The organism is Pseudomonas sp. SWRI92 (assembly GCF_014268685.1).
GTDB lineage: Bacteria > Pseudomonadota > Gammaproteobacteria > Pseudomonadales > Pseudomonadaceae > Aquipseudomonas > Aquipseudomonas marvdashtae.
On sequence record NZ_JABWQY010000011.1, the window covers coordinates 69,377 to 92,304 of the forward strand.

A 22,928-nucleotide genomic window follows, 5' to 3' on the forward strand; every position below is an offset into this window, starting at 1 on the left:
ACTAGACGGAATTCAATTTATGGCAACCCTGAGTAATGAGGTGAAAGGCTTCATCGTTCAGGCCTTGGCGTGCTTTGACACCCCTTCGCAGGTGGTGGAGGCCGTCAAACAAGAGTTCGGCATTGAGATATCCCGTCAGCTGTGCGAATCGCATGACGCGACCAAGCGGGCGAGCAAGACGCTTGCGGCGAAATGGGTGACCCTGTTTCACGACACCCGAAAGCGCTTCAGGGAGGAGACGGCGGAGATACCAATCGCCAACCGCGCCCATCGACTGCGAACGCTTGGGCGTATGGCCGAGAAGGCCGAAAGCATGAGGAACATTGCGTTAACTGCCCAACTGCTGGAACAGGCCGCCAAAGAGTGTGGCGATATCTACGTCAACCGGCACCGGAAGGAAGAGTCCGGCGACGAACCGGTGATCCCGACTCGCATCCAGGTCGTCGTAGTGGACGCGAGGAAGCCGAATGCCGAGCCTTAACGTTCCCCAGGCTCAGTTCCTCACGCTGCCCCACAAGTTCCGCGCGTTTGTGGCCGGGTTCGGCTCAGGCAAGACCTGGGTGGGCTGCTCGGCGCTGAGCAAGCATTTCATGGAGTGGCCTGGCGTCAACGCTGGGTACTTCGCGCCGACATACCCGCAGATCCGGGACATCTTCTATCCGACCATGGATGAGGTGGCCTATGACTGGGGGCTGAAGACAAAGATCAACCAGGCGAACCATGAGGTTCACATCTACAGCGGCCGGCAGTACCGCGGCACTGTGATTTGCCGGTCGATGGAAAAGCCGCAGACCATCGTCGGCTTCAAGATCGGACACGCCCTGGTGGATGAGCTGGACGTGCTGACCGCCATCAAGGCGCAGCAGGCCTGGCGCAAGATCATCGCCCGGATGCGCTACAACCTGCCCGGGCTGAAGAACGGGGTAGACGTCACCACGACGCCGGAAGGCTTCAAGTTCGTCTTCCAACAGTTCGTGAAGCAGTTGCGTGATAAGCCTTCGCTGAAGGGCATGTACGGCCTGGTCCAGGCGAGCACGTTCGACAACGAGCTGAACCTGCCCGACGACTACATCGAATCGCTGATGGAGTCGTATCCGCCTCAGTTGATCCTGGCGTACCTGAAGGGCCAGTTCGTCAACCTGACATCCGGAACGATCTACACGGCCTACGACCGCAAGCTCAACGGCTGCTTCGATACCGTGCAGCCCGGCGAACCACTGTTTATCGGAATGGACTTCAACGTCGGCAAGATGGCGGCGATCACCCACGTCAAGCGCGACCACGGCATGCCCAGGGCGGTCGATGAGCTGATCGATGGCTACGACACGCCCGACATGATCCGTCGCATCAAGGAACGGTACTGGCAGCACGACGGAAACGACTTCAAGAAGACGTGCGAGATAAGAATCTATCCGGATGCCTCGGGCGATTCACGCAAGTCCGTCAACGCCAGCATCACCGACCTGGCCATGCTCAAGCAGGCCGGGTTCGCGGTTATCGCTCCAGCGGCAAACCCGCCGGTGAAGGACCGAATCAACGCAATGAACGCCGTCTTCTGCAATGCGCAGGGCGAGCGGCGCTACCTGGTCAACCCGTTCACCTGCCCAACCTATGCCGATGGCTTGGAGCAGCAGGTGTGGGGCACGAATGGGGAGCCAGACAAAACCGCCGGCATCGATCACGCGAACGACGCCGGCGGATACTTCATCCACCGCGAGTACCCGATCATCAAACCGGTCACCGCAATGAAAATGGGGGTCGCTCGATGACGGACGTCACTTTCACCCGTCCCGAGTACACGGCGGCGAAATACCGCTGGCGCTTGGTGCGCGACGTCTGCAAGGGCTCGGAAACGGTAAAGGCGTCCGGCGATTACTACTTGCCCAGGCCGAATGCCTCGGACAAGTCCCAGGACAACAAGGACCGCTACGACGCGTACAAGAAGCGCGCTGTGTTCTACAACGCTACCGGACGCACGAAACACAGCCTGGTGGGTGCGGTGTTCCGCACCTGGCCAACACTGACTGTTCCCGGTGCGCTCGACTACGTGACGAAAGACATCGACGGGCAGGGTGTCAGCGTTTACCAGCAGTCGCAGTCGGTAATCGGGCATTTGCTCGAGGTCGGCCGTCACGGTCTGCTGGTGGATTACGCCGCTGTCGAGCCTGGCACTGTGAGCAAGGCAGACGAGCAGGCCGGTCGCGCCCGCGCAAACGTCGCCAGCTACCCAGCTGAATCAATCATCAACTGGAAGACGCGCCAAGTGGGCGGCCAGCACCTGTTGAGCCTGGTTGTGCTGCGCGAAAAGATTGACGTCGATACTGATGACGGGTTCGGCAGTGAGCAGGTTACCCAATATCGCGTGCTGCGCCTGGATATGTCCGGCGTCTATACCCAGGAAGTTTGGGAAGAGGGTTCCAGCAAGACGGAGATGACTGTGGCGCCATTCGCCCCACTGAGCGGCTCGGGCCAGCCATGGCGAATTATTCCGTTCCAGTTCCTGGGCAGCGAGAACAACGACACCAGCATCGACGACTCGCCGCTGTACGACATGGCCGAAGTTAATATCGGGCATTACCGCAACAGTGCGGATTATGAAGAGGCGGCTTATCTCGTAGGCCAGCCCCAGCCATGGATGGCCGGGCTCGATGAGCAGTGGCGTGATCACATGGAGAGCGGGGGTATTTTCCTCGGTTCCCGCGCGCCATGGATGCTTCCGGTAGGCGGCACATGTGGCGTCTGGCAGGCGCAGCCCAACACAGTCGCCAAAGAAGCCATGGACGCCAAGAAAGAAGACATGGTGTCCCTCGGCGCCCGACTGATCGAGCGTGGAAGCGCGGTGAAAACCGCAACCCAGGCTGACAACGACAGCGCCGCCGAACACAGCGTTCTCTCCCTGGTGGTGAGCAACGTCAGCGAGGCGTACAGCCAGTGCCTTGTCTGGATGGCTGAGTTCGTGAACGCGCCCGGTGAGGTGGTCTACAAGCTCAACCAAGACTTCAGCCAGATCACTCTGGACGCAACGATCCTAGCGGCGCTGTTCAACGCGGTGCAGGGAGGCAAGCTACCGGAAGGAGACTTCTGGCAGTACCTGCGTGATCGCGGCGTGATCAACCCAGAGAAGACGGACGACGACATTCGGGGCGAGCTTGAAACGCAAAGCACTGGGCCTGACCTGGAAGACGACGAGGCAAACCTAAATGGCGGTCAACCAAGCAATCCTTGATGCCACCATCCGGCACGCCGTGTTCCTGGAGCAATTGAAGTCAGGGGAGGTCGCCAAGTTCGCGCCATTCCTCAAGGAGATCGACCGCTCGGTTCGTGAGCGGCTGACCCGGGCGGATTTGACGGATTACACCGTCGCCCGCCTGGAGCGGCTGCTGAGCGAAGTGGATAGCCTGTTGCTGGGTATCTTCGACCGGTACAGCGAGAAGCTGAACCTCGACCTGGTGGATATCGCCAACTACGAGGCCGAGTTCGAAGCGACCAGCCTGACGCGAGCGGCACCGGTGGGCGTCACCTTCGACGCGGCGGTGCCAGGTGCTGCAGCAATCAGGGCGGCAATCCTCACCAATCCGCTCAGCGTGCGCGGTGCCGACGGCGGGAAGCTGCTCAAGTCGTTCATTGATGGCTTCACCGACACGGAGCGGCAACGCCTTACAGGCGCGATCAGGCAGGGCTTCTTCGAAGGCCAAACCAACTTCCAGATCATCAAAAATATCCGGGGCACCAAGGCGCTCCAGTACAACGACGGCATCCTGGCTACGACCAACCGCAACGCTGGCGCCATCGTGCGAACGGCGGTGCAGCACGTCGCCACCCAGGCGCGCATGGAGACGCTGAAGGAGAACGCCGACGTCGTGCAGTCGGTGGAATGGGTCAGCACCCTGGACTCCAAGACCACCAGCCAGTGCCGGACGCTCGATAAGCGCCGGTTCAAGCTGACGGAGGGCCCACGGCCGCCGATCCACATCAACTGCCGCTCGACGGTGGTGGCGGTGACGCGCTTCAGCGCCTTGTTCGCCAAGGACGCCACCCGGGCATCCATCGGCGACGGCGGCGCCCAGCAGGTGAGGGCAGACCTAAGCTATTACGACTGGCTCAAGCAGCAGCCGGCGGTGTTTCAAGACAAGGCCATCGGCCCGGTTCGCGCAAAGCTTTTCCGCGAAGGTGGTCTGAGTATCGAGCGCTTCTCCGAGCTGCAGCTTGATCGAAACTTTTCACCTCTGACCCTTGTGCAGATGAAGGCTCTTGAGCCTCTGGCGTTCGAGCGGGCGGGCATCAAATAGCAGGCAGGGCCTGCACCAACGTCTCTGGGAGACAAGAAAATGGGTTTGAAATATCAGCTGGACACTCTGGAAGGGGTGGATGACACCGTGCGCGCTCTTTACACCGAAAAGGATGGCAAGTTCGTCCTCGGCATTGAGGGGCTGCCGCAGCCAGAAGACGTATCTGGCCTGAAATCCAAGGTCCAGGAGTTGCTGGACGAAAAGAAGGCAGCCGACAAAGCCCGTAAGGATGCCGAGGAACAGGCTCGCTTGGATCGCGAAGAAGCTGCCCGCAAATCGGGCAACGTCGAAGAGCTCGAAAAATCCTGGTCCGAGAAATTCAACCGCCGAGAAGCTGAGCTGAACGGCCTGCTGGAACAGGAACGCGGCACGCTGAGCACGCAGATCCGGGATCTGACCGTGGGCCGTACCGCAACCGATATCGCGTCTGCCCTGGCAATCCCGGGCAGCGCCAAAGCCCTGTTGCCGCACATCGAGCGCCGGTTGAGCGTCGAGCAACGGGACGGGAAGCCTGTCGTGGTCGTCCTCGACCAGCAGGGCAAGCTCTCGGCGGCAACGCTGGATGAGCTGAAAGCAGAATTCGCAAACGATACGGCCTTTGCGCCGTTGATCGCGGGTAGTAAGGCATCTGGTGGCGGGGCCAGCGGTGCTGGAGGTAGCGGCGGGGCCGCAAAAGGAAAAATCGGCGGCACCAAAGAGGAACGACAGGCAGCAATCGCGAGCCGGTTCCCGGATCTCCCACAATCGTAAGGAAATAACTCATGTCCCTGTCGCAAATGCAGGTTTTCAACGAATACATCATGCCGGCGACTCTCGAGACGCTGGATCAGTATCTCGCCGCGTTCAACGCCGCCAGCCGCGGCGCAATCGTGCTGTCCCCGGACGGCTTCACTGGCGACTTCCTCCAAGAGTCGTTCTTTCAGACCCTTGCCGCTGCTCAGCGCCGAGTGGATCGCTATAGCGCAAACTCCGCTGTCGCTGCCACCGACCTGACCGAGCTGAAGAATACATCGGTGAAAGTCGCCGGCGGCTTTGGTCCGATCCGCTATGAGCCATCGCAGATGACCTGGTTGCAGCGCCCAACCGCGCAAGGCATCGAGGTTGCGAGCCGAGCGTTCGCTGAAATCCTGCTGAAGGACCAGCTGAATACCGCAATCGCTGCCCTGGTAGCTGCGATCACTGCCCAGGCCGCCGCGGTCAACGATGTGTCGGCTACCGACGGCATCACCTACGCCGGCCTGAACAACGCACACGCGAAGTTCGGTGACGCCAGCCAGAACTTGGTAACCCAGGTGATGCAGGGCACCAGCTACCACAAGTTGGTAGGCCAGAACCTGGCGAACCAGCAGCAGCTGTTCCAGGCGGGCAACGTCCGTGTGGTCGACATCCTCGGCAAGATCTCCGTTGTGACGGACGCCCCGGCACTGATGCAGGCCGGCACCCCGAACAAGGAAATCATCCTGTCGCTGGTGCAGGGCGCGGCGCTGGTCCACGACGGCCGCGACATCATCTCGAACGTGTCCACCGACAACGGCAAGGAGCGTATCGAAACCACGCTGCAAACCGACTACACCTTCGGTCTGGGCCTGAAGGGCTATACCTGGGACACCACCACTGGCGGTAAGTCGCCAACCGACGCCGAGCTGGCGACCGGTACCAACTGGGACAAGACCGCTACCAGCATCAAGCACACCGCTGGTGTGGCTTTGATCGGTGACGCCTCCAAGTAACCCTTCAATGACTGCGCTGGGGCCGAAAGCCCTGGCGCAGCGGAGTAGCAATGATGACTGATAAAAACATCTGGTACCTTCCGGGGCCATTCCACCGCTACGAAGACGATGTGAAGGCGCTGGCCAAGAAGGCCGGCCTGCGCATCATCGATGCGAGCGTTACCGAAAGCCGCGACAATGAAGCAGATAATCCTCCCAAGGCCAAGCTGAAGCCTGAGTATGCAGGGGCCGAAGTAGCAGCCGAAACCAATCCGGCGAAGATGGGTGTGGCAGAATTGCGCGAATGGCTGACCGCCCAGGGTTTCGAGTTCGACCCGAAGGCGCCGAAAGCTGACCTTGTAAAACTCATTCCTGCGGAATAACTCATGGCCCTGATCATTGAGGACGGCACCGGAAAGCCTGACGCCGAAAGCTACGCGAGCGCCGAGGACCTGACGCTGTATGCCGTGAAGTTCGGCGTCGTCATTCCTGCTGACGTTCCCACGCGAGAGGCTCTGCTTCGCCGGTCCGCCTTGGCGATGGATGGCATGACTTGGAAAGGTCGGAAGATGAGCAGCGATCAGGCGCTGGCCTGGCCGCGTCGAGGTGTTGAGCTGGACTGCGAGATCAAGCCGGACAACTACCTTCCTGCGCGGATTCAGTACGGCCAGATGGCATTGGCTGCCGAAATTCACCAGGACGATATCGACCCTGTGGAAAGTAGAAAGGGTGCGGTCATCCGCGAGCGCGTGGAAGGCGCTGTCGATACCGAATACGCGACGATATCCAACACCAGCGGCAAGCTGTTGCCAGCGGCGCCTGACCGGCCAAGCCGGACACAGTTCGCCGACTACCTCCAGAAGCGTGGGCTGTTCGCCATAAGGGCCTGACCGATGAGTGAGTTCTACGACCGCATGGCTGCCACCGCTCTGCGGTTGATTGCTCAGTACGGCCAGCCCGTAATCATCCGAGACATCAAGGTTGGTGAGTACGATCCTGACACAGGCACCGTGCCGCCAGACACCATCATTGAGCAGACCGCCCAGGGCATTCTGCTCGACTTCACCGGGCAAGAGTTTCAAAACAACAGCCTGATCCAGCAGGGTGACAAGAAGCTGAAGGTCGCCGCGAAAGGGCTTCAGTGGAAACCCAGCTTGTTGAACAAGGTTGTAGTCCAGGGTCGCACCTGGTCAATCATCCCGCCGCTGAAAGAGATCAACCCGGCCGGTACGCCGATTCTCTACGAGCTGCAGGTGAGATCATGAGTAGGGCAGGTTCTGGACAGTCCGGCAGCTTCGCCCTGAGTCTCGCCGAGTTCGCCCAGCAAGCCACCGAGGCCATCGACGCCAGCCTGCGAGAGATCATCATCGAAATCGGCAGCAGCGTTATACGCATGTCACCGGTGGGAAATCCCGAGATCTGGGCGGCGAACGTCGCTCATCGACAGGCCAATACGCGGGCGGCTGATGACTATGACTTCAAAGTTGCAGTTCGAAATACAGTCATCAACCTGACCGATAGCAATTTCACCAAGGCAGGAAAGCTGAAGCGCGGCGTCAAATACGCCAAGCCCCTGACTAAGGCCGAACGCGACCAGAATTTCAACGTGAACGGTTTGGTCGCCGGGAAGGATTATGTTGGCGGCCGGTTCCGTGGGAACTGGAATTTCTCTATAGGGTATCCGGACGGCAGCTTTAGAATTCAGCCAGACCCGACAGGCGAGGCTGCCACGGCGCGGCTCGTCAACGGTGCGATTGAATTCAAGGCAGGGCAGACGGCTTTCATCGTGAACAACCTTCCATATGCCATCCCGCTGGAGTTTGGGCATTCGACCCAGGCGCCCGGCGGCATGGTCCGTATCACTGTGGCCCGCTTCCAGCAGATCGTCCTCGAAGCCATCAGGAACAATCAGGTATGAGCCACAAGATCATCCGCTCCCTGCTGGAGTCTCGCTTGAATGCCTGGGCGAGCGCTCGAATGCCCGCGCTGCGCATCGCGTTCCAGAACGTTGCGTTTACCCCCAGCAGCGACGAGACGTACCTGCGCGCATTCCTGCTTCCTGCCGGTACCGACAGCAACGACCTGGCTGGCGCGCATAGGCTCTACACCGGCGTGTTTCAAATCACCATCGTGACACCGACAGGCAATGGCCCGTCAGGCGCGGAAACGATCGCTGACGAGCTTGCGGCGCTGTACCCGCTCAACGATCGGTTGATTCGTAACGGCCTCACGGCCTTGATCATGACGCCAGTTGAGCCCGGGCCTGAGCAGACCGAAGACACGGCCTTTGCCTTGCCCGTGTCATTCCAGTACCGAGCCGACACTACTTAATCCGCCCGTTGGGCAACCCCGAAACCCGCCATCGAGCGGGTTTTGTCATTTCTGCACAGAGGAAAACCCATGAGCGTCTCTATTCCCAACGGCACTACCTTTGAAATCGCCAGCGTCATGAGCGCTGCGAAGCCGTTCACTGCAATCTCCAACGCGAACCCGGCTGTCTTGACCGCAGCGGCCCATGGCCTGGCCGATGGCGACATCATCGTCGTTGACTCGGGCTGGGCGAAACTCAACGGCCGTCCGGCTCGGGTCATTGACTCCGACGTCGGCGACTTCGCCGCGGAAGGGATCAACACTACCAACGTCAAGAGTTTCCCGGCAGGTTCGGGCGCCGGCTCTGTCCGTTCCGCTACTGGCTGGACCCAGATCGCTCAGATCACTGAGCCGGCGGCCAACGGCGGTGAGCAGCAGTTTCTCACCTACGGCTTCCTGGAGGACGACGACGACCGCCAGCTCCCTACCACCAAGTCGGCCAGCAGCATGACGCTGCCGGTGGCGGATGATCCAAACCAGGCATTCGTTGCGTTCGTTGAGGCTGCGGACGAGGACAAGGAGCCGCGGCTGATTCGCGCTAACCTCCCGTCCGGCTCGACCATTCTCTACTACGCCTATGTGTCGATTACCGCGACCCCGACGCTGAGCCGGAACAACATCATGACCCGGACCATCACCCTGTCGTTCGCATCCCGTCCAACTCGCTACAACGCCTAAGGAGGCCTCATGGCAAAGTTTTCTATCGCGCCAAAGCCAACCTTCACGGTCGACGTAGCAATTCCACAGGTTGGCGGCAAGCCGGCCATGGTGCCGTTTACCTTCCGCTATCGCGACCGCACCGCCTTGGCTGAACTGTTCGATACCTGGAAGGCAAAGGCGGAAGTTCTCAATGATCGGCTCAATGGCACTGAGCCGACCATTTCGGAAATTACGGCGGCGGAAGTAGAGCAGGGTGTCGATCAAATCCGTGATCTGGTCGTTTCCTGGGGCTTCGGCGACAAGCTCAACGATGAATCCATCACTGCCCTGGTGAAGAGCTGCGTGGGTGTTTCTGATGCCGTGGTGAAAGCCTACAGCGACGCCTTCGGCAAGGCTCGCTTGGGAAACTGACGGCCGCCGCCCGGGCGCTCTACGAGCCTGCCGCCACGGCCGAAGAGCTGGCCGTGTTCGGCTTCTCCCCTGAAGACTATGACGAAACGTTTGAGGTCTGGCCGGATGCTTGGCTCTCATTTCTCGTCATGGATGCCATGGGGACGCAATGGCGTACCGGTGCGTGCGGCGCAACTGGCCTCGACTACGGCGTGCTGCCCAGCGTTATGCGCTTGGTCGGCGTGCCTGGAAAGGAACGGCAGACAGTTTTTCAGGATATCCGCGTTATGGAATCGGAAGCCCTCGCGGTACTAGCTGACATGCGTGACAACCGCCCGTGAGAACGGGCACTTATTCAGGGTGAGTTGATGAATATCGCAGAGCTCGGAATCCGCGTCGACTCAACTGACACCGCCCGGGCGACCGTCGAACTCGACAAGATGACCAAGGCCGGTGAGCGCGCGGAGCAATCCGCAGTCGGCCTGATGCAAGAGATGGATGCGTTGGAAAAGTCCCTTTCAAAGGGGGCTATAACTACGCAAGAGCTGAGCAAGCAGCGCGACAGCCTGGCGAAGCTGACCAAGACCGGCGCCTATGGCGAGGCTGAGTTCACCAAGATCACCGCCCAGCTCGACAAGCAACAGGTCGCCCTTGCCAAGTCCACGATGGACGAACAGAAGGCGTTGAACAGCCTGCTGGGCGCCATCGATCCGGCTCGCGCCGCTATGGCGAAGTTGGATAAGCAGGTTGAGGACCTGGGTAAGCATCTGGATGCTGGCCGAATCAGCCAGGACCAGTACAACGCATCGCTGGGCAAGATCGACAAGGATTACGCCAAGCTCGAAAAGACCGCCAGCGGCTTCGACAAGCTGCGGCTCGGCTCACGCCAGGCTCAGGAAAACGTCATTCAGCTCGGCAACGCGCTGTCTTCGGGTGACTGGGGGAGCGGTGTTCGCGCTGTCGCCCAGCTTGGTGCAGGTGCTGGCGCATCCGCTGCGGGATTGCTTGCCATCCTGGCTCCAATTGCCCTGGCGACAGCCGCTGTCGGTGCTCTCGGTGTGGCGTATTACAAGGGCAGCGAAGAGCAGGACAGCTTCAATGAATCACTGATCCTGACCGGCAACTACGCTGGCGTGAGCGCTGGCCAACTCGGCGATATGGCGCGCCAGGTCGGCGCAACCGTTGGCACGACCGGGCAGGCTGCTGAAGTGCTAGCGCTGCTCGCCGGGAATGGCAAGATCGCAAGTGACAGCTTTCTGAGCATCACCCAGGCTGCCGTGTCGATGCGGGAGGCCACCGGTAAGGCTGTCAGCGAGACGGTTGCAGAGTTCACCAAGCTGGCAGACGACCCGGTAAAGGCATCCGCTGCGCTCAATGAGCAATATCACTATCTGACCGCCTCGGTTTATTCGCAAATCGCTGCGTTGGAAGAGCAGGGCGACCATGCAGGCGCCGTGAAGTTGGCGACCGAGCAATATGCGGACGCCATCAACGATCGCACGCCGAAGATTCTTGAAAACCTGAGCTTCTGGGAGAAGGGCTATAACGCTGTAGCCGCAGCCGCTGACCGCTTGAAGAGCTTGGGTCGTCAGGATATCGGATCGGATATCGAGCAGGCCCAGCGGAACCTGGCTGCTGCGCAATCCGGCGATGTCGGCCTGTTCCAGAACAGGCAGGAGATGATCGACCTCTACGCGAGCCGGTTGAGCATGCTGGAGGACCAGCGCGACGCTGAGGCCGACATAGCCAAGTGGGAGGGCGAGCAGGCAAAGGCGCAACTGAGCGCCGTTTCGGCCATGGCGAAAATCGATTCGCTCACGAAGTCATCCTTGACCAACGAGCAGAAGCGCGCCGAGGCAGTAAAGGATTACAGGAAGCAGCTCGAAGACATCCGCAAGGTCAGCCCAAACGACGCACGCCTCGAGCAGTCGGCGATCGATAAGAACATTGCGAATATCAACGCCAAATTCAAGGACCCGAAGGCGTCGGCCGGCAGCGTCAATCTGACCGGTTTTAACGAAGCAAAAAACGTTCTTGCCGAAACACTCGCCTATTACAAGAACGCCGAGAAGGAGCTGGAGGCGGCGCAGCGAGCCGGCGTGATCAGCCAAGCCAGCTACACCGAGCAGCGCGTCAGCCTGCTGAAGCAGGAAGCCGGTGAAGTTGCTCAGGGCTATGAGGCTGAAATAGCGGCACTGGAGGCAGCCAAGACCAAAAAAGGTACCACCGCTTCGCAGGTCATCCAGATCGATCAAAAGATCAGTGACGCCCGGTCGGCAATGGTCAAGGCTCAGCAGGAAACGGACAGCCAGCTCTCGATCATCGCAACCAACGAAGAAGGCCGGCTTCGCAAGCAGACACTGGCTGTCAATACGTACACCAGTGCGTTGCAACAGCAAGTCGATACGCTTCGGCAGCAAGGTATCCGTGCGGCGTCTGGCCTCGGTCAAGGCGATCGGCAACGCGGGCTGACGGATCAACAGAACGGCATTGACGACCGCATCGATCAGCAGCGGCTTGATCTGGCAAATCAGTATGGTGACGGATCGCGCGGAATGAGCCTCGACGAGTACACCCAAAAGCTGAACGCGTTGAAAGCCACGCAGAAGGATCTGCACGAAACTGTTCAAGCCAACTTCAACGACATGACCGACGCCCAGGGTAGCTGGAGCGCAGGCGCATCGTCGGCGTGGCAGAACTATCTGGAGTCGGCACGGGACGTGGCTGGACAGACGAAAAATCTGTTCACCAATGCCTTCAGCTCAATGGAAGACGCCATCGTCAACTTCGCCATGACCGGGAAGCTGTCGTTTGGTGATTTCACGAAATCCGTGCTTGCCGATATGGCGCGAATCGCGACAAGGACTGCGGCGTCTGAAGGGCTCAGTGCTTTGTTCGGCCTGGCAGCATCCGCTGCTGGTTCGTACTTTGGTGGTGCGTCTTCTGCTGGTTCAACCCAGGCCGGGTATTCAGGCGACCTATCGGGATTCACTCCAGGCAGCGTTCAGGCCAAGGGCGGCGCCTGGTCGGGCGGCGTGCAGATGTTCGCCAATGGCGCAGCCTTCACCAACTCCATCGTGAGCAAGCCGACAGCGTTCGGTATGGCCGGTGGCGGGGTAGGTGTTATGGGCGAGGCTGGGGAAGAGGCGATCATGCCGCTGACCCGCACGGCCGGCGGCCAACTGGGTGTGAGGGCTATTGGCGGTGGAGGCAGTGGTGGCGGGAACGTTTACAACTTCCCCGTGGCAGTTTCCGTGCAGACCACTGGTGACGGCGGCGCGACCACCACGGAAGACACGACGCAGCTTGGCAGGGGCATTCAGCAAGCGGCCAAGACCGAAGCCGAAACAGCAATCGCCCGAGGCTTGCAGCCAGGCGGCGCCATCTGGCGCGTTATCAACGGGAGGGGCTGATGGCTATCGAGACATTTACCTGGCCCACCCAGCATGGAGACGCACCCGAGATTGCCTATCGGGTGCGCACCGCGCAGTTCGGCGACGGCTACAAGCAGACCGCCGGCGACGGGCCGAATAACAAGGAAGATTCCTACCCGATCACCTACACCGGGTCGAAGACCAGCGTGCTGCAGATCATGGGCTTTCTGGACCGGCACGCAGGCACGAAGGCTTTCCTCTGGACAACCCCGCTCGGTGAGTTGGGGCTTTTCGATTGCGTCAATCCTGTGCCAACTCCGGTGGGGGGCGGTGTTTTCAAACTGACGGCCACCTTCACGCGGGCCTTCCATCCATAAGGAGCAACCATGCCGCTGATCAGTGACATCCAGGTTCTCGAGCCTGGCAGCGAAGTACTGCTCTTTGAGCTGGATGGCTCGGACTACGGCGCGGATATCCTGCGCTTCCATGGGCACGCGATTCCGCACACCGAGGTCGAGCTGATCGCTGCCGGCGCTGCTGCCGATGAATTGCCGGCGAAACTGATCTACTGGCAGGGCAACGAGTACAGCGCCTGGCCGATGCAGATTGATGGTATCGAATCCAACGGCGACGGGACGGCGATTCGCCCGACGTTGTCAGTGGGTAACGTCAATGGCCGGATCACAGCTCTTTGCCTGGCCTTCGATGACCTGCTTGAGTTCAAGTTGACCATGCGGCACACGCTGGGCACGTACCTCGACGCGGTGAACTTCCCGTCTGGCAACCCAACGGCAGACCCCACCCAGGAGACGATTGAAGTCTGGTACATCGACCAGAAAACGAACGAGGACGGGGAGACGGTCACCTGGGAGCTTGCCAGCCCGGGCGACGTGGGCAGGGAATCCATCGGGCGCCAGGCCACCACGCTTTGCCATTGGTGCCTCACCGGTGGTTACCGCGGCCCGAACTGCGGCTACACCGGGCCGTACGTGACGAAGGATGGTGTGGTCACAGATGACCCTGAACTGGACGAATGCGACGCCACTCTGGGCCGCGGGTGCATCCCGCGCTTCGGCGAAGGCAACGCCCTGCCATTCGGTGGATTCCCCGCCGTTTCCCTGATCGCCCGGAGTTGATCATGCGCAAACACATCTTGAGCGCAATCCAGGCTCACGCGGCCGCCGAGTACCCGAAAGAGTGCTGTGGGCTGCTGCTGGGCCTGGGCCGGAAGCAGCAATACATCCCGTGCGTCAACACCGCGACCGAGCCGAACGAAGAGTTCCGCATCGATCCCGAGGAATACGCAGCGGCTGAAGACCTGGGCGAGGTGATCGGGATTGTTCACTCCCACCCAGACGCCACCAGCCGCCCGTCACCGCGCGATCTGGCGATGTGCGAAGCGACGGGTATGCCCTGGCACATTTTGAGCTGGCCGGAGGGTGACTTGCGGACGGTGGTGCCCACCGGTGAGACGCCATTGCTGAAACGCCCATTCGTTCACGGTGCCTGGGACTGCTGGCAAGTCTGCGCCGACTGGTACAAGCGCGAGTGTGGGCTTGAGTTCGAGGCCTTCAAGCGCGCCGACGGCTGGTGGGAAAGCAAGGACAACACCAGCCTGTACGAGGCGAACTACGAAGCTGCCGGCTTCTACCGGGTCGACCAGCCACAGCGCGGCGACATGGTCGTGATGGAGGTGGGCCGGACGGTTCACCCGAACCATGCCGGGATTTTCCTCGGTACTGATCCGGCTCTACCTGGCGAGGATGCCGAGACCTTCGGCCCCGGGCCTTTCCTGCTTCACCATTTGTACGGGCGGCCGAGCGAAATAATCGTCTTCGGCGGTCCCTGGCTTGACAGAACACGCCTGATTCTTAGGCACAAAGACTCCCAACAACCAACGTAGCGGCTGGGCCGCGAGGGGAAGGTCATGCAAGGTAGCCACAGCTACACGCTGAACATTCGAGACTTATTCGCCACATCAGGTGGCAAGCTTTGCGGAGCCGAAGTAGTTGTCTCAATTCTCGACGGTGACACCGAAATCGACCGGTTGAGCCTCGAAGGCAAAGTCGGTCCCGGTGGCGATGGGTATAACCGCAGCTATAGCGGCAAACCAGGGCTCAAGGCAAAGATTGTCTCGGGCCCCGGGGAAATTCGTTTCGAGAGCAATGTAGGTGCTGGCGTTACTCCGGCGGCGTGAGCCCGCTCACAAAATCATCCGACCCGAGTCTGTGGGATCCGTATTCAACAACGTACCCACCATCGAGACGCGCAGCCTCGGCTTCGGCGGTGGATTTGTCGGCGTAGATATCAGTGAAGTGCCAGGACGATCCGGGCTCATCTCTCAGCACCGCCCAGCCGAGCACCCATCCCTTATTGTCCGGATCAGCAGGAAGATTTTTCGCGAGGCTTCGAATTGACATGACCGCTCCTTGGTTGAGTGAGGGCTAAACGCTACTACCGAATCGCTGATGCGCGTTACTGGGGATTCGTACAGCGCTCAACGGTGATATCTTGGAGCCATCTTCCACAGGAGTGACCCCATGAGATTGTTCGTAGGCGCGGTTTTGGCAATGTCCCTGGCGGGCTGCCTTGATGAAGGAAAGCCTGACGGGTTAGCGAAAGCAACAAAGGATGTTGAAGGCATTGTTATTGCGGCCAATTCACCAGATGCAGCTGTGAAATCGTGGTGGGCTGTAAAAGATGCGGGCATCCGACTCGATCGTGAAATATGCTCCGAGTATCTGAAGATGGCAGACCCGAGAGACAAAAAGCTTGGAGCTCTTGCTGCGGATTCGCTCCACTTTCGCGCTGAGTGCTCGGTGACGCATTCCTATGAAAGGAAAATTGCCAAGGTAGATATTGAGTCGGACACGCGGGCAGTGGTCAGTGCTGTTATCAGGAATATTGAGCCGCCTGAGCCAGGCGCGGAGATGGATGAATCTGACAGAAAAACCAAGGACGCTGGAGAGCGATATCGGTATACGCTGGAAAGGGGAAAGTCGACAGACGGCTGGAAAATCGCCTCAATAGAGCGCTTCCCATCCTATGCTCGCGACTGGCAGGAGGCCTACTCAAAGCCAAAGCCTTCGAATAATCAATATGTTTTTGAACAGCTCCAGTGAAGGTAGCGATGACTATGAAGGCGTTTTTTCTGCTACTGGGCGTATCTCTTTTGGCTGGATGCGTGTCGCCCGGCGACCTTGAGTCAAACGATCCAAGCATTTCTGCCAGCACGGCGAAGGATCCGAAGCGTTACGCGCTTTGCGTCCTACCGAGATGGCAGGACGCTCGCAGCGACGTAACCATGTCCGAGACGGAATATGGCTACCGCCTCATCGCAGCGACCAACAACATGACGGATGAATTGCTGAACATCCGCAAGACGTCCAAGGGCAGTGCTGTGAAGCTGTACCAGCGCATGGCCTGGGCCCCCGGATATGGGCGGGGCGATATGGAGCAGGCAGTGAGAGGCTGTCTGTAAACGAAATGAAGTACACCGAGCCGCCTCCGGGCGGCTTTTTCATGCCCGGAGAAAACCGTGTCAGCGATCAATTACAGCCATCCAACAATGACCACCATCCTGCTTTCGGGTCCGCTCATCAAATTGTTTGGACGGGTCCACCGTCGCGAACTTGGGAGTAAGTCGGTCGGTGAAGCGTTCAAGGCGCTGAAATGCACGCTTGATGGTTTCGACGTGGCTATCAAGGATTTGGAGCGCCGAGGCATGAGGTTCGCAATCTTTCGGAACCGGAAGAATGTCGCGGAAAAGGAGTTCGCGCTGGGTGGCGCCGAGGAGATTCGTATTGTTCCGGTGATCTCGGGCAGTAAGCGCGCCGGGTTGCTTCAGACAATTGTCGGGGCGGTGCTCATTGCTGCCTCGTTCATTCCGGGATTCCAGGCCCTGGCACCGGTGGGTATTGCTCTCGTCGCCGGCGGTGTCATTCAAATGCTCAGCCCCCAGGCCTCTGGCCTCAAGCAGAGCGCATCCCCAGACAACGCCCCGTCCTACGCCTTCGGCAGCGCTAAGAACACCACGGCCAGCGGTAACCCCGTCCCGATCTGCATCGGCGAGCGCCGGTGGGGCGGGATGATCATTTCGGCATCGATCTACGCCGAAGACAAAACGTAACCTGAACGCAGTAAGCAGGCCGTCCATGAGGCGGTTTTTTTTCGCCTGGAGGAAAGCATGGGCGCAGCACAGCAGATAGAAATCCACGGCGCGAAGGGCGGAGACAAAAAGCCTAAGTCCCCGACCGAGGCCAGCGACAACCTGCGCTCGACCAACGTGGCGAAGCTGCTCATAGCCGTGGGCGAGGGTGAGTTTGAAGAAGCACCTACCGCGGCGAACATCTATCTGGACAACACGCCAATCAACGACCCCAGCGGGAACGTCAACTTCCCGAACGTGAAATGGGAATGGCGTTCTGGCTCGGTTGACCAAACCTATATCCCCGGTATTCCATCGGTAGAGAACGAGACGTCTCTGAACATCGAGCTGCGCAGCGATGCGCCGTGGGTGCGCTCGGTAACGAATATTCAGCTATCGGCCGTGCGTGTCCGGTTCGCTTGGCCAGCGCTTCAGCGTCAGGACGACGAAGGTAATATCGGCGGCTATCGCATTCAGTATGCAATCGACGTGGCCACCGACGGCGGCTCCTACCAGCAGGTGCTGACCGAGGCAGTCGACGGCAAGACCACAACCCGCTACGAGCGGTCGCGCCGGGTTGATCTGCCCGAGGCAACCAGTGGCTGGCAGATCCGCGTGCGCCGCATTACGCCCAACCAGAACAGAAATCGTATCGCCGACACGATGCTGATCGCTGGCTTCACCGAGGTCATCGACGCGAAGCTGCGCTACCCGAACACCGCGCTCCTCTACATCGAGTTCGACGCCGAGCAATTCACCAACATCCCAGCCGTCACCGTGAAGTGCAAGGCCAGGAAATGGCAGGTCCCGAGCAACTACGACCCGATCAGTCGGACCTACACCGGCACCTGGGATGGCAGCATGAAGCTGGCTTGGACCAATAACCCTGCCTGGATCACGTACGGCATCTGCACCGAGGACCGTTTCGGCCTTGGCAAGCGCATCAAAGCGTTCATGGTCGACAAGTGGGAGCTGTATCGGATCGCCCAGTATTGCGACCAGCTCGTGCCGAATGGCCTGGACGGGACCGAACCGCGCTTTCTGTGCGATATGAACCTGCAGGGCAAGGCTGACGCCTGGACGCTGCTGCGGGATATATCCGGGATCTACCGTGGGATGACCTACTGGGCTCAGGGTCAGTTGATCATGCAGGCCGACATGCCGCGTGCGCAGGACTTCGACTACGTCTTCACTCGGGCCAACGTCGTTGATGGGAAATTCTCCTACGGCAGCGCCTCGGCGAAGACCCGTTACACCCGGGCGCTGATCAGCTACGACAACCCGGCCAACAACTACGACACCGACGTCATTCCGTTTTCAGACCTTGCCCTTCAGCGTCGGTATGGTGACAGGCCAACCGAGCTGAGCGCCATTGGCTGCACCCGCGCATCCGAGGCCCAACGCCGGGGCAAGTGGGCAATCCTGAGCAACAACCTGGACCGCACCGTCACCTTCAAGACGGGCATGGAGGGTGTAATCCCGCTACCGGGGCACATCATCCCTGTGGCCGACTCGTTGCTGGCTGGTCGGGAGATCGGTGGGCGGATCTCCGTCGCCGCGGGCCGCGTCGTAACCCTGGACCGTGACACGCTGGCAAAGCCGGGGGACAGGCTGATTATCAACCTGCCCGGCGGGCGCGCGGAAGGTCGCACCGTGCAAAGTGTCGCCGGTCGGGCTGTGACCGTTACCGTTGCCTACAGCGAGGCACCTCGGGCCCAGCTTCAATGGGCGCTCGACGCTGACGACCTGGCGATTCCTCTGTATCGCGTGCTCCGCACCAGACGCACCACCGAGGGCGACTTCGAAATCAGCGCCCTGCAGTATGAGCCCAGCAAGTTCGCCTTTATCGATACCGGCGCCCGACTGGAAGAGCGTCCAATCAGCGTGATACCGATCACCGTCGTTCCTGTGCCTGCGAGCGTCACAGTCGCGTCGACCTCTTCGATTGTCCAGGGGTTGGCCGTGGCCACGATGACAATCAGCTGGCCTGCCGTGGAAGGGGCGGTGGCCTATGACGTGGAATGGCGCAAGGACAGCGGCAACTGGATCAAGGTACAGCGCACCGGCTCTACAAACGTGGACGTGGTCGGCATCTATGCGGGCTCCTATGTGGCTCGCGTCCGCGCGGTGAGCGCTTTCGACATCTCGTCGATCTGGCGCAACTCGATGCTGACCAACCTCACCGGCAAGGATGGCCTGCCGCCGGCGGTTTCGTTCCTGACTGCAACGCCGTTGCTGTTCGGCATTTACCTGAAGTGGGGCTTTCCTGATGGTGCGAGCGATACCCAGCGCACGGAGATCTGGTACGGGCCAACCACAAGCCAGGAGGCATCGACCAAACTCACCGACCTGGCTTATCCGCAAAGTGACTTCTCCCTGCTCGGCCTGGCCGCCGGGGTGACGTTTTATTTCTGGGCGCGCCTGGTAGATCGGATCGGCAATATTGGGCCGTGGTATCCAGTGGGGATCGGCGTACAAGGGCAATCAAGCGCTGAGGCTGGTCCGATCCTCGACATGATCGGCGGCCAGATTGGCGAAACTGAGCTGGGCCAGGACATCGTCGACAAGATCAATCTGATTCCTGGGCTTCAGGATCAGATCGACGAGCTGTCGAACCCGATGCTCTATGAGGCGACTGATTCGTACCTCAGTGGCGCAGTGGTATATCAGGGCGATCGCCTGTACCGGGCCAAACAAGACGTGCCGGCCGAGCCAGGCGGCGCAAACGCACCTCCGAACGCGACCTACTGGGAGGACATCGGCCAGATCCTGCAGGAAGCGAATGCGCTTGCCGCACAGGTTTCCGAGAACACGCTGAAGATTGATCAGCAGGGCGACCAGCTCACCGCTCAGGCATCAAGGCTGGACGGTGTTTACGTGCAGGTTAACCCGGCTCTGGCCGGCGACACTGAGGGTTTCGCGGGCTCAGACGAAGTCTACATCGGCGTCTGGTCCGAGCAATCCGCCCGCCTCGAGGATGGCATTGCTACGGCCAGGAGCGTGGAGACAGTCCAGGCCGAGATCAATGAGACCAGCGCAACCGTTCAGACAGTCAGCCAGGCAGTCGCAACACTGGACGGCAAGGCCTCAACGATGTGGTCGGTCAAGATGCAGCTCAATGCGAACGGCCAGTATGTCGCCGCAGGCATTGGACTCGGGATTGAGAACGTCGGCGGGACGCTGCAAAGCCAATTCCTAGTCAGTGCCGACCGGTTCGCCATCGTCAACACCATTGCTGGCGGCGACATCTCGGTTCCGTTTGCAGTGCAGGGCGGCCAGGTGTTCATGAACTCAGCGTTCATCCAGGACGGCACCATCACAAACGCCAAGATTGGCGGGTCGCTCCAGTCCACGGATTACATCGCCAACACACAAGGCTGGATGTTGCCGCGCACTGGCGCGTGGCAAATGAACGGCAGCAATGGCGCCGGGCGACTCCAGATAGCCAATACATCCATTCGGCTCTACCACGCCAACGGCGTATTGGGCATCGACATGAGTCTTTGATATGACAGGTCTGGTTATTAAAAACTCGGCGGGTGTTGTCATGCTCGACATGACGATGAACATCAGCCAGCACCAGGGTTCGGTAGACACCGGCTCCGCGAATGGATCCGCAGCCATACCAGCAGTGCCGGCGGGGAAGACTCGGTTCTACATCGTCGTCCCACTGGTTGATCTACAGCGGGAGAGAGGTAAGAAGCCTGGGGTTACGATTACGGGTAACACTCTGTCCTGGGCTTATTCGTACTCGACAAACGGCTGGGGATACTTTGCGGCCAACTGTCGCATCTACTACGGATATTACTGATGCCTCAACTCAAGGTCTGGAAGGACAGCGGGGAGCTGCTGTTCGACACTTCACTTATCAGCTATGGCCTGGTCAAGAGCGGCAACATGGTTTTCCAGACGTATTGGACTCGTAAAACCCTACGTTCCGCTCAGCTTGATCCCAACGACGGTGCGAACTGGACCACTTCGGTAGCAACGACGAACCCGCAAGCGGATCCTCTACATGGATTCACCGTCTCTAACGCAGTTTCACCCATTGTGTTTATTGTCGGTAGCGGATGCCTACAAGGAACGGCGCGAACAGGTTCTACGCTGACTTTTTACTATGCCAATGCAAGCACCAGTACTAAGTTCTACTGCTTCGATTTAATGCAAGATAACATTGCAGGCAGCCCGTATCTAAAGACTTACACCGATGCAGGAGTTATCACATTCAACTCTTTGCAGCCTCCGCTTAATGTCGTGGCGGCAATCCAGGCGCCGGTCCCTGGACCACTAGACTCAAGAAATCGCTATACGACGGTTTATGTTGGTGGGTCTAACTCAGTGCGCTCCTCTGCTTCAGCGTCTTCAGTTGCGCGAGTCGATTCGAAAGTGGATATCGCAATCGGATCAGGTGTTGAGTACGCCGCATACCTTCCTTGGTCAAGGAGCTGTGCGGTTTGGGACTATCTTGCAAACGAAAACATAGATTTAACGTTTCTTTATACGGGGGCAGAGGGCGCTTACGGCAGGGTTGGAGGAATATCGTTTCTCATGGGGGCAGCGGCTGCAACGACTCAACAAGAACCGCTGCCGACGTCGATGGACCGTGGTGCACGATATTCAAACTTGCCGACCGATCGATACCCGGTTGCGCTTGTGATTCAAACCTCTAATTTGCCTTTCCCATATAACTGATTTTACTTGGCAGTCTTGATCTTTAATGGACAAAGGAATTCTTCATGTCTAAACAAACCATTTTGCTTGGCACGCCTCCAACAGGCGTCGGTGGTGATACACCACGAAGCGCTTTCACAAAGGCTCAAAGCAATTTCGACGAGCTCTATACGGCGCTGGGCGCGGCGGGAAGTCCGGTAGCGCTTCCTGCTGCGCTGCCGATCACAAAGGGTGGGACCGGCGGAACTACGCAGGCGGCGGCGCGCATCGCGCTGGGGCTGAAGTCTGCTGCGGTGGCGGATATTGTCGGCCCAGTGTCCCAATCAGGCGGTGTGCCGACCGGCGCATTAATCGAACGAGGAAGCAACGCTAATGGGCAGTTCGTGAAATATGCAGACGGAACTTTGATTTGTTGGGGTTCTGGTTCAGGGAATGTGGATACTGCGGTATCTACGCTGTACGGAACCACCTCAGGGACCCTGTATTCGACCGTTGTGGTAGTCCCGTTGCCTTTCTCGTTTGTGTCTACTACCACCTATGGCACTTGGTGCAAATCAAATGACAGGGGGCTGGCCGAGCTGACGGTCAATAAAACAGCTTCACAATTTGGCGTGCAACTCCGGCATCAGACAACCGGAAACTTGGTGAATTTTGATTTCCTGGCGATAGGGAGATGGTTCTGATGAAGATCGTTCTTAGCCCGCAGCGCCGGGAAGATACCTTAGAAGTAATAAAAACCGGGGACATCCTGACCCTTAACGGTGAGGAATTTGATCTTTCGTCGATAGGCGAGGGTGATACCCTGCCTCAGTCTGCTATTGATTCGCCTTGGTTCGTTGGACCTGTCGATCGAGTTGACGGCGAGTTAGTGCTGACTCTATTGCTGCCGAATCCCTGGAACTACAGTCAGGAGCAAGCGTTTCCGGTTCCGCTGGAAAACGTCCCCGACGGCCCCGTGGTTCTGCCTGCGCCGCTGTCGGTGCAACTTGCTGAAGCTGGCCAGGAGGATATGCAATGAATATCGACTGGTCCCAACTCATCACCAAGGCCATGAAGGATCAAGCAGCTGCTGATCAACTGCTCATCGCTCAAACCGGCGAAGAGAATGCTTGGCGCGAAACCGAGATCCTCGCCATCAGCAACCAGCTTATGGCGCTCGAAGAGCAGGAAGCTGGAGTAGAAGACAGCGGCGCGCTGCCTGGAACTCGCCTCGAATGGCTGCAATACCGCACGAAGATCCGCAGCTGGAAAGAAGGGCACCCCGACTTTCCCGATGTGACCGAGCGTCCAGTCCGGCCTACCTGACACCAACCAGAAC

At 59.4% G+C, this 22,928-nt stretch carries 28 protein-coding genes; 27 read left to right on the plus strand and 1 reads right to left on the minus strand.

The window, feature by feature from the left end; genetic code table 11:
* The first annotated feature begins 19 nt into the window (after positions 1-19).
* From HU762_RS17695 to HU762_RS17785, 19 genes are all read left to right on the plus strand, one after another.
* Positions 20-481: a DUF2280 domain-containing protein gene (locus HU762_RS17695; protein ID WP_186639183.1), complete on the plus strand. Its 462-nt coding sequence runs from the start codon at positions 20-22 to the stop codon at positions 479-481.
* Positions 468-1,769 carry a terminase family protein gene (locus HU762_RS17700; RefSeq protein WP_186639185.1) on the plus strand — a complete coding sequence of 434 codons (1,302 nt, stop codon included), beginning with the start codon at positions 468-470 and terminating at the stop codon, positions 1,767-1,769. The genes HU762_RS17695 and HU762_RS17700 overlap by 14 nt, the downstream gene beginning before the upstream one ends.
* Complete coding sequence (locus HU762_RS17705; RefSeq protein ID WP_186639187.1) at positions 1,766-3,226, plus strand: DUF4055 domain-containing protein; 1,461 nt, start codon at positions 1,766-1,768, stop codon at positions 3,224-3,226. The genes HU762_RS17700 and HU762_RS17705 overlap by 4 nt, the downstream gene beginning before the upstream one ends.
* On the plus strand, positions 3,201-4,289 hold the full coding sequence (locus HU762_RS17710; protein ID WP_186639189.1) for a minor capsid protein: 1,089 nt from the start codon (positions 3,201-3,203) through the stop codon (positions 4,287-4,289). The genes HU762_RS17705 and HU762_RS17710 overlap by 26 nt, the downstream gene beginning before the upstream one ends.
* Positions 4,290-4,328: 39 nt before the next feature.
* Positions 4,329-5,039: a hypothetical protein gene (locus HU762_RS17715; RefSeq protein ID WP_186639191.1), complete on the plus strand. Its 711-nt coding sequence runs from the start codon at positions 4,329-4,331 to the stop codon at positions 5,037-5,039.
* Positions 5,040-5,050: 11 nt separating this feature from the next.
* Positions 5,051-6,019, plus strand: coding sequence for a major capsid protein (locus HU762_RS17720; RefSeq protein WP_186639193.1), 969 nt, complete (start codon positions 5,051-5,053; stop codon positions 6,017-6,019).
* Between the two features lie 50 nt (positions 6,020-6,069).
* Complete coding sequence (locus HU762_RS17725) at positions 6,070-6,381, plus strand: hypothetical protein (protein ID WP_238340402.1); 312 nt, start codon at positions 6,070-6,072, stop codon at positions 6,379-6,381.
* A gap of 3 nt (positions 6,382-6,384) precedes the next feature.
* Positions 6,385-6,888 (plus strand): DnaT-like ssDNA-binding protein, encoded by a 504-nt coding sequence (locus HU762_RS17730; protein ID WP_186639195.1) that lies wholly within the window; start codon positions 6,385-6,387, stop codon positions 6,886-6,888.
* Positions 6,889-6,891: 3 nt separating this feature from the next.
* Positions 6,892-7,263: a hypothetical protein gene (locus HU762_RS17735; RefSeq protein ID WP_186639197.1), complete on the plus strand. Its 372-nt coding sequence runs from the start codon at positions 6,892-6,894 to the stop codon at positions 7,261-7,263.
* Positions 7,260-7,916, plus strand: a complete 657-nt coding sequence (locus HU762_RS17740; protein WP_186639198.1) for a hypothetical protein — start codon at positions 7,260-7,262, stop codon at positions 7,914-7,916. The genes HU762_RS17735 and HU762_RS17740 overlap by 4 nt, the downstream gene beginning before the upstream one ends.
* Positions 7,913-8,329 carry a phage tail terminator-like protein gene (locus HU762_RS17745; RefSeq protein ID WP_186639200.1) on the plus strand — a complete coding sequence of 139 codons (417 nt, stop codon included), beginning with the start codon at positions 7,913-7,915 and terminating at the stop codon, positions 8,327-8,329. The genes HU762_RS17740 and HU762_RS17745 overlap by 4 nt, the downstream gene beginning before the upstream one ends.
* A gap of 69 nt (positions 8,330-8,398) precedes the next feature.
* Positions 8,399-9,046, plus strand: coding sequence for a phage tail protein (locus tag HU762_RS17750; RefSeq protein ID WP_186639201.1), 648 nt, complete (start codon positions 8,399-8,401; stop codon positions 9,044-9,046).
* A gap of 9 nt (positions 9,047-9,055) precedes the next feature.
* Positions 9,056-9,439 (plus strand): phage tail assembly chaperone, encoded by a 384-nt coding sequence (locus tag HU762_RS17755; RefSeq protein ID WP_186639203.1) that lies wholly within the window; start codon positions 9,056-9,058, stop codon positions 9,437-9,439.
* A 47-nt stretch (positions 9,440-9,486) separates the two neighbouring features.
* The gene (locus HU762_RS17760) at positions 9,487-9,759 is read left to right on the plus strand and encodes a DUF1799 domain-containing protein (RefSeq protein ID WP_186639384.1); all 273 of its coding nucleotides are present in this window, start codon (positions 9,487-9,489) and stop codon (positions 9,757-9,759) included.
* A 27-nt stretch (positions 9,760-9,786) separates the two neighbouring features.
* The gene (locus tag HU762_RS17765) at positions 9,787-12,831 is read left to right on the plus strand and encodes a phage tail tape measure protein (protein WP_186639204.1); all 3,045 of its coding nucleotides are present in this window, start codon (positions 9,787-9,789) and stop codon (positions 12,829-12,831) included.
* Complete coding sequence (locus HU762_RS17770) at positions 12,831-13,169, plus strand: phage tail protein (protein WP_186639206.1); 339 nt, start codon at positions 12,831-12,833, stop codon at positions 13,167-13,169. The genes HU762_RS17765 and HU762_RS17770 overlap by 1 nt, the downstream gene beginning before the upstream one ends.
* 9 nt (positions 13,170-13,178) lie before the next feature.
* Positions 13,179-13,928, plus strand: coding sequence for a phage minor tail protein L (locus HU762_RS17775; protein WP_186639208.1), 750 nt, complete (start codon positions 13,179-13,181; stop codon positions 13,926-13,928).
* Between the two features lie 2 nt (positions 13,929-13,930).
* Complete coding sequence (locus HU762_RS17780; RefSeq protein ID WP_186639210.1) at positions 13,931-14,695, plus strand: C40 family peptidase; 765 nt, start codon at positions 13,931-13,933, stop codon at positions 14,693-14,695.
* 24 nt (positions 14,696-14,719) lie between these two features.
* A complete protein-coding gene (locus HU762_RS17785) occupies positions 14,720-14,989 on the plus strand; it encodes a hypothetical protein (protein ID WP_186639211.1) in 270 nt (89 codons plus the stop codon).
* Here the strand turns inward: HU762_RS17785 and HU762_RS17790 are convergent.
* Positions 14,973-15,212: a hypothetical protein gene (locus HU762_RS17790; RefSeq protein ID WP_186639213.1), complete on the minus strand. Its 240-nt coding sequence runs from the start codon at positions 15,210-15,212 to the stop codon at positions 14,973-14,975. The genes HU762_RS17785 and HU762_RS17790 overlap by 17 nt on opposite strands.
* A gap of 120 nt (positions 15,213-15,332) precedes the next feature.
* Between HU762_RS17790 and HU762_RS17795 the strand changes: the two genes are divergently transcribed.
* The 8 genes from HU762_RS17795 (at position 15,333) to HU762_RS17830 (ending at position 22,915) form a co-directional block, all read left to right on the plus strand.
* The gene (locus HU762_RS17795; RefSeq protein ID WP_186639215.1) at positions 15,333-15,914 is read left to right on the plus strand and encodes a hypothetical protein; all 582 of its coding nucleotides are present in this window, start codon (positions 15,333-15,335) and stop codon (positions 15,912-15,914) included.
* Positions 15,915-15,928: 14 nt separating this feature from the next.
* On the plus strand, positions 15,929-16,273 hold the full coding sequence (locus HU762_RS17800; protein ID WP_186639217.1) for a hypothetical protein: 345 nt from the start codon (positions 15,929-15,931) through the stop codon (positions 16,271-16,273).
* A gap of 57 nt (positions 16,274-16,330) precedes the next feature.
* Complete coding sequence (locus HU762_RS17805) at positions 16,331-16,921, plus strand: tail assembly protein (RefSeq protein WP_186639218.1); 591 nt, start codon at positions 16,331-16,333, stop codon at positions 16,919-16,921.
* 57 nt (positions 16,922-16,978) lie between these two features.
* Positions 16,979-20,446, plus strand: a complete 3,468-nt coding sequence (locus tag HU762_RS17810; protein WP_186639220.1) for a phage tail protein — start codon at positions 16,979-16,981, stop codon at positions 20,444-20,446.
* Positions 20,447-20,749: 303 nt separating this feature from the next.
* Positions 20,750-21,631, plus strand: coding sequence for a hypothetical protein (locus tag HU762_RS17815; RefSeq protein WP_186639222.1), 882 nt, complete (start codon positions 20,750-20,752; stop codon positions 21,629-21,631).
* Positions 21,632-21,675: 44 nt separating this feature from the next.
* Complete coding sequence (locus HU762_RS17820) at positions 21,676-22,293, plus strand: hypothetical protein (protein WP_186639224.1); 618 nt, start codon at positions 21,676-21,678, stop codon at positions 22,291-22,293.
* Entirely contained in the window at positions 22,293-22,628 is a 336-nt protein-coding gene (locus tag HU762_RS17825) for a hypothetical protein (protein ID WP_186639226.1), read from the plus strand. Before HU762_RS17820 ends, HU762_RS17825 begins: the two co-directional genes overlap by 1 nt.
* Positions 22,625-22,915 carry a hypothetical protein gene (locus tag HU762_RS17830; RefSeq protein ID WP_186639227.1) on the plus strand — a complete coding sequence of 97 codons (291 nt, stop codon included), beginning with the start codon at positions 22,625-22,627 and terminating at the stop codon, positions 22,913-22,915. The genes HU762_RS17825 and HU762_RS17830 overlap by 4 nt, the downstream gene beginning before the upstream one ends.
* Positions 22,916-22,928: the final 13 nt, after the last annotated feature.

Bases quoted from the DNA above. Each gene is read 5' to 3' on its own strand.
- HU762_RS17695 (WP_186639183.1), top strand. From the start codon at position 20: ATGGCAACCCTGAGTAATGAGGTGAAAGGCTTCATCGTTCAGGCCTTG.
- HU762_RS17700 (WP_186639185.1), top strand. From the start codon at position 468: ATGCCGAGCCTTAACGTTCCCCAGGCTCAGTTCCTCACGCTGCCCCAC.
- HU762_RS17705 (WP_186639187.1), top strand. From the start codon at position 1,766: ATGACGGACGTCACTTTCACCCGTCCCGAGTACACGGCGGCGAAATAC.
- HU762_RS17710 (WP_186639189.1), top strand. From the start codon at position 3,201: ATGGCGGTCAACCAAGCAATCCTTGATGCCACCATCCGGCACGCCGTG.
- HU762_RS17715 (WP_186639191.1), top strand. From the start codon at position 4,329: ATGGGTTTGAAATATCAGCTGGACACTCTGGAAGGGGTGGATGACACC.
- HU762_RS17720 (WP_186639193.1), top strand. From the start codon at position 5,051: ATGTCCCTGTCGCAAATGCAGGTTTTCAACGAATACATCATGCCGGCG.
- HU762_RS17725 (WP_238340402.1), top strand. From the start codon at position 6,070: ATGATGACTGATAAAAACATCTGGTACCTTCCGGGGCCATTCCACCGC.
- HU762_RS17730 (WP_186639195.1), top strand. From the start codon at position 6,385: ATGGCCCTGATCATTGAGGACGGCACCGGAAAGCCTGACGCCGAAAGC.
- HU762_RS17735 (WP_186639197.1), top strand. From the start codon at position 6,892: ATGAGTGAGTTCTACGACCGCATGGCTGCCACCGCTCTGCGGTTGATT.
- HU762_RS17740 (WP_186639198.1), top strand. From the start codon at position 7,260: ATGAGTAGGGCAGGTTCTGGACAGTCCGGCAGCTTCGCCCTGAGTCTC.
- HU762_RS17745 (WP_186639200.1), top strand. From the start codon at position 7,913: ATGAGCCACAAGATCATCCGCTCCCTGCTGGAGTCTCGCTTGAATGCC.
- HU762_RS17750 (WP_186639201.1), top strand. From the start codon at position 8,399: ATGAGCGTCTCTATTCCCAACGGCACTACCTTTGAAATCGCCAGCGTC.
- HU762_RS17755 (WP_186639203.1), top strand. From the start codon at position 9,056: ATGGCAAAGTTTTCTATCGCGCCAAAGCCAACCTTCACGGTCGACGTA.
- HU762_RS17765 (WP_186639204.1), top strand. From the start codon at position 9,787: ATGAATATCGCAGAGCTCGGAATCCGCGTCGACTCAACTGACACCGCC.
- HU762_RS17770 (WP_186639206.1), top strand. From the start codon at position 12,831: ATGGCTATCGAGACATTTACCTGGCCCACCCAGCATGGAGACGCACCC.
- HU762_RS17775 (WP_186639208.1), top strand. From the start codon at position 13,179: ATGCCGCTGATCAGTGACATCCAGGTTCTCGAGCCTGGCAGCGAAGTA.
- HU762_RS17780 (WP_186639210.1), top strand. From the start codon at position 13,931: ATGCGCAAACACATCTTGAGCGCAATCCAGGCTCACGCGGCCGCCGAG.
- HU762_RS17785 (WP_186639211.1), top strand. From the start codon at position 14,720: ATGCAAGGTAGCCACAGCTACACGCTGAACATTCGAGACTTATTCGCC.
- HU762_RS17790 (WP_186639213.1), bottom strand. From the start codon at position 15,212: ATGTCAATTCGAAGCCTCGCGAAAAATCTTCCTGCTGATCCGGACAAT.
- HU762_RS17795 (WP_186639215.1), top strand. From the start codon at position 15,333: ATGAGATTGTTCGTAGGCGCGGTTTTGGCAATGTCCCTGGCGGGCTGC.
- HU762_RS17800 (WP_186639217.1), top strand. From the start codon at position 15,929: ATGAAGGCGTTTTTTCTGCTACTGGGCGTATCTCTTTTGGCTGGATGC.
- HU762_RS17810 (WP_186639220.1), top strand. From the start codon at position 16,979: ATGGGCGCAGCACAGCAGATAGAAATCCACGGCGCGAAGGGCGGAGAC.
- HU762_RS17815 (WP_186639222.1), top strand. From the start codon at position 20,750: ATGCCTCAACTCAAGGTCTGGAAGGACAGCGGGGAGCTGCTGTTCGAC.
- HU762_RS17820 (WP_186639224.1), top strand. From the start codon at position 21,676: ATGTCTAAACAAACCATTTTGCTTGGCACGCCTCCAACAGGCGTCGGT.
- HU762_RS17825 (WP_186639226.1), top strand. From the start codon at position 22,293: ATGAAGATCGTTCTTAGCCCGCAGCGCCGGGAAGATACCTTAGAAGTA.
- HU762_RS17830 (WP_186639227.1), top strand. From the start codon at position 22,625: ATGAATATCGACTGGTCCCAACTCATCACCAAGGCCATGAAGGATCAA.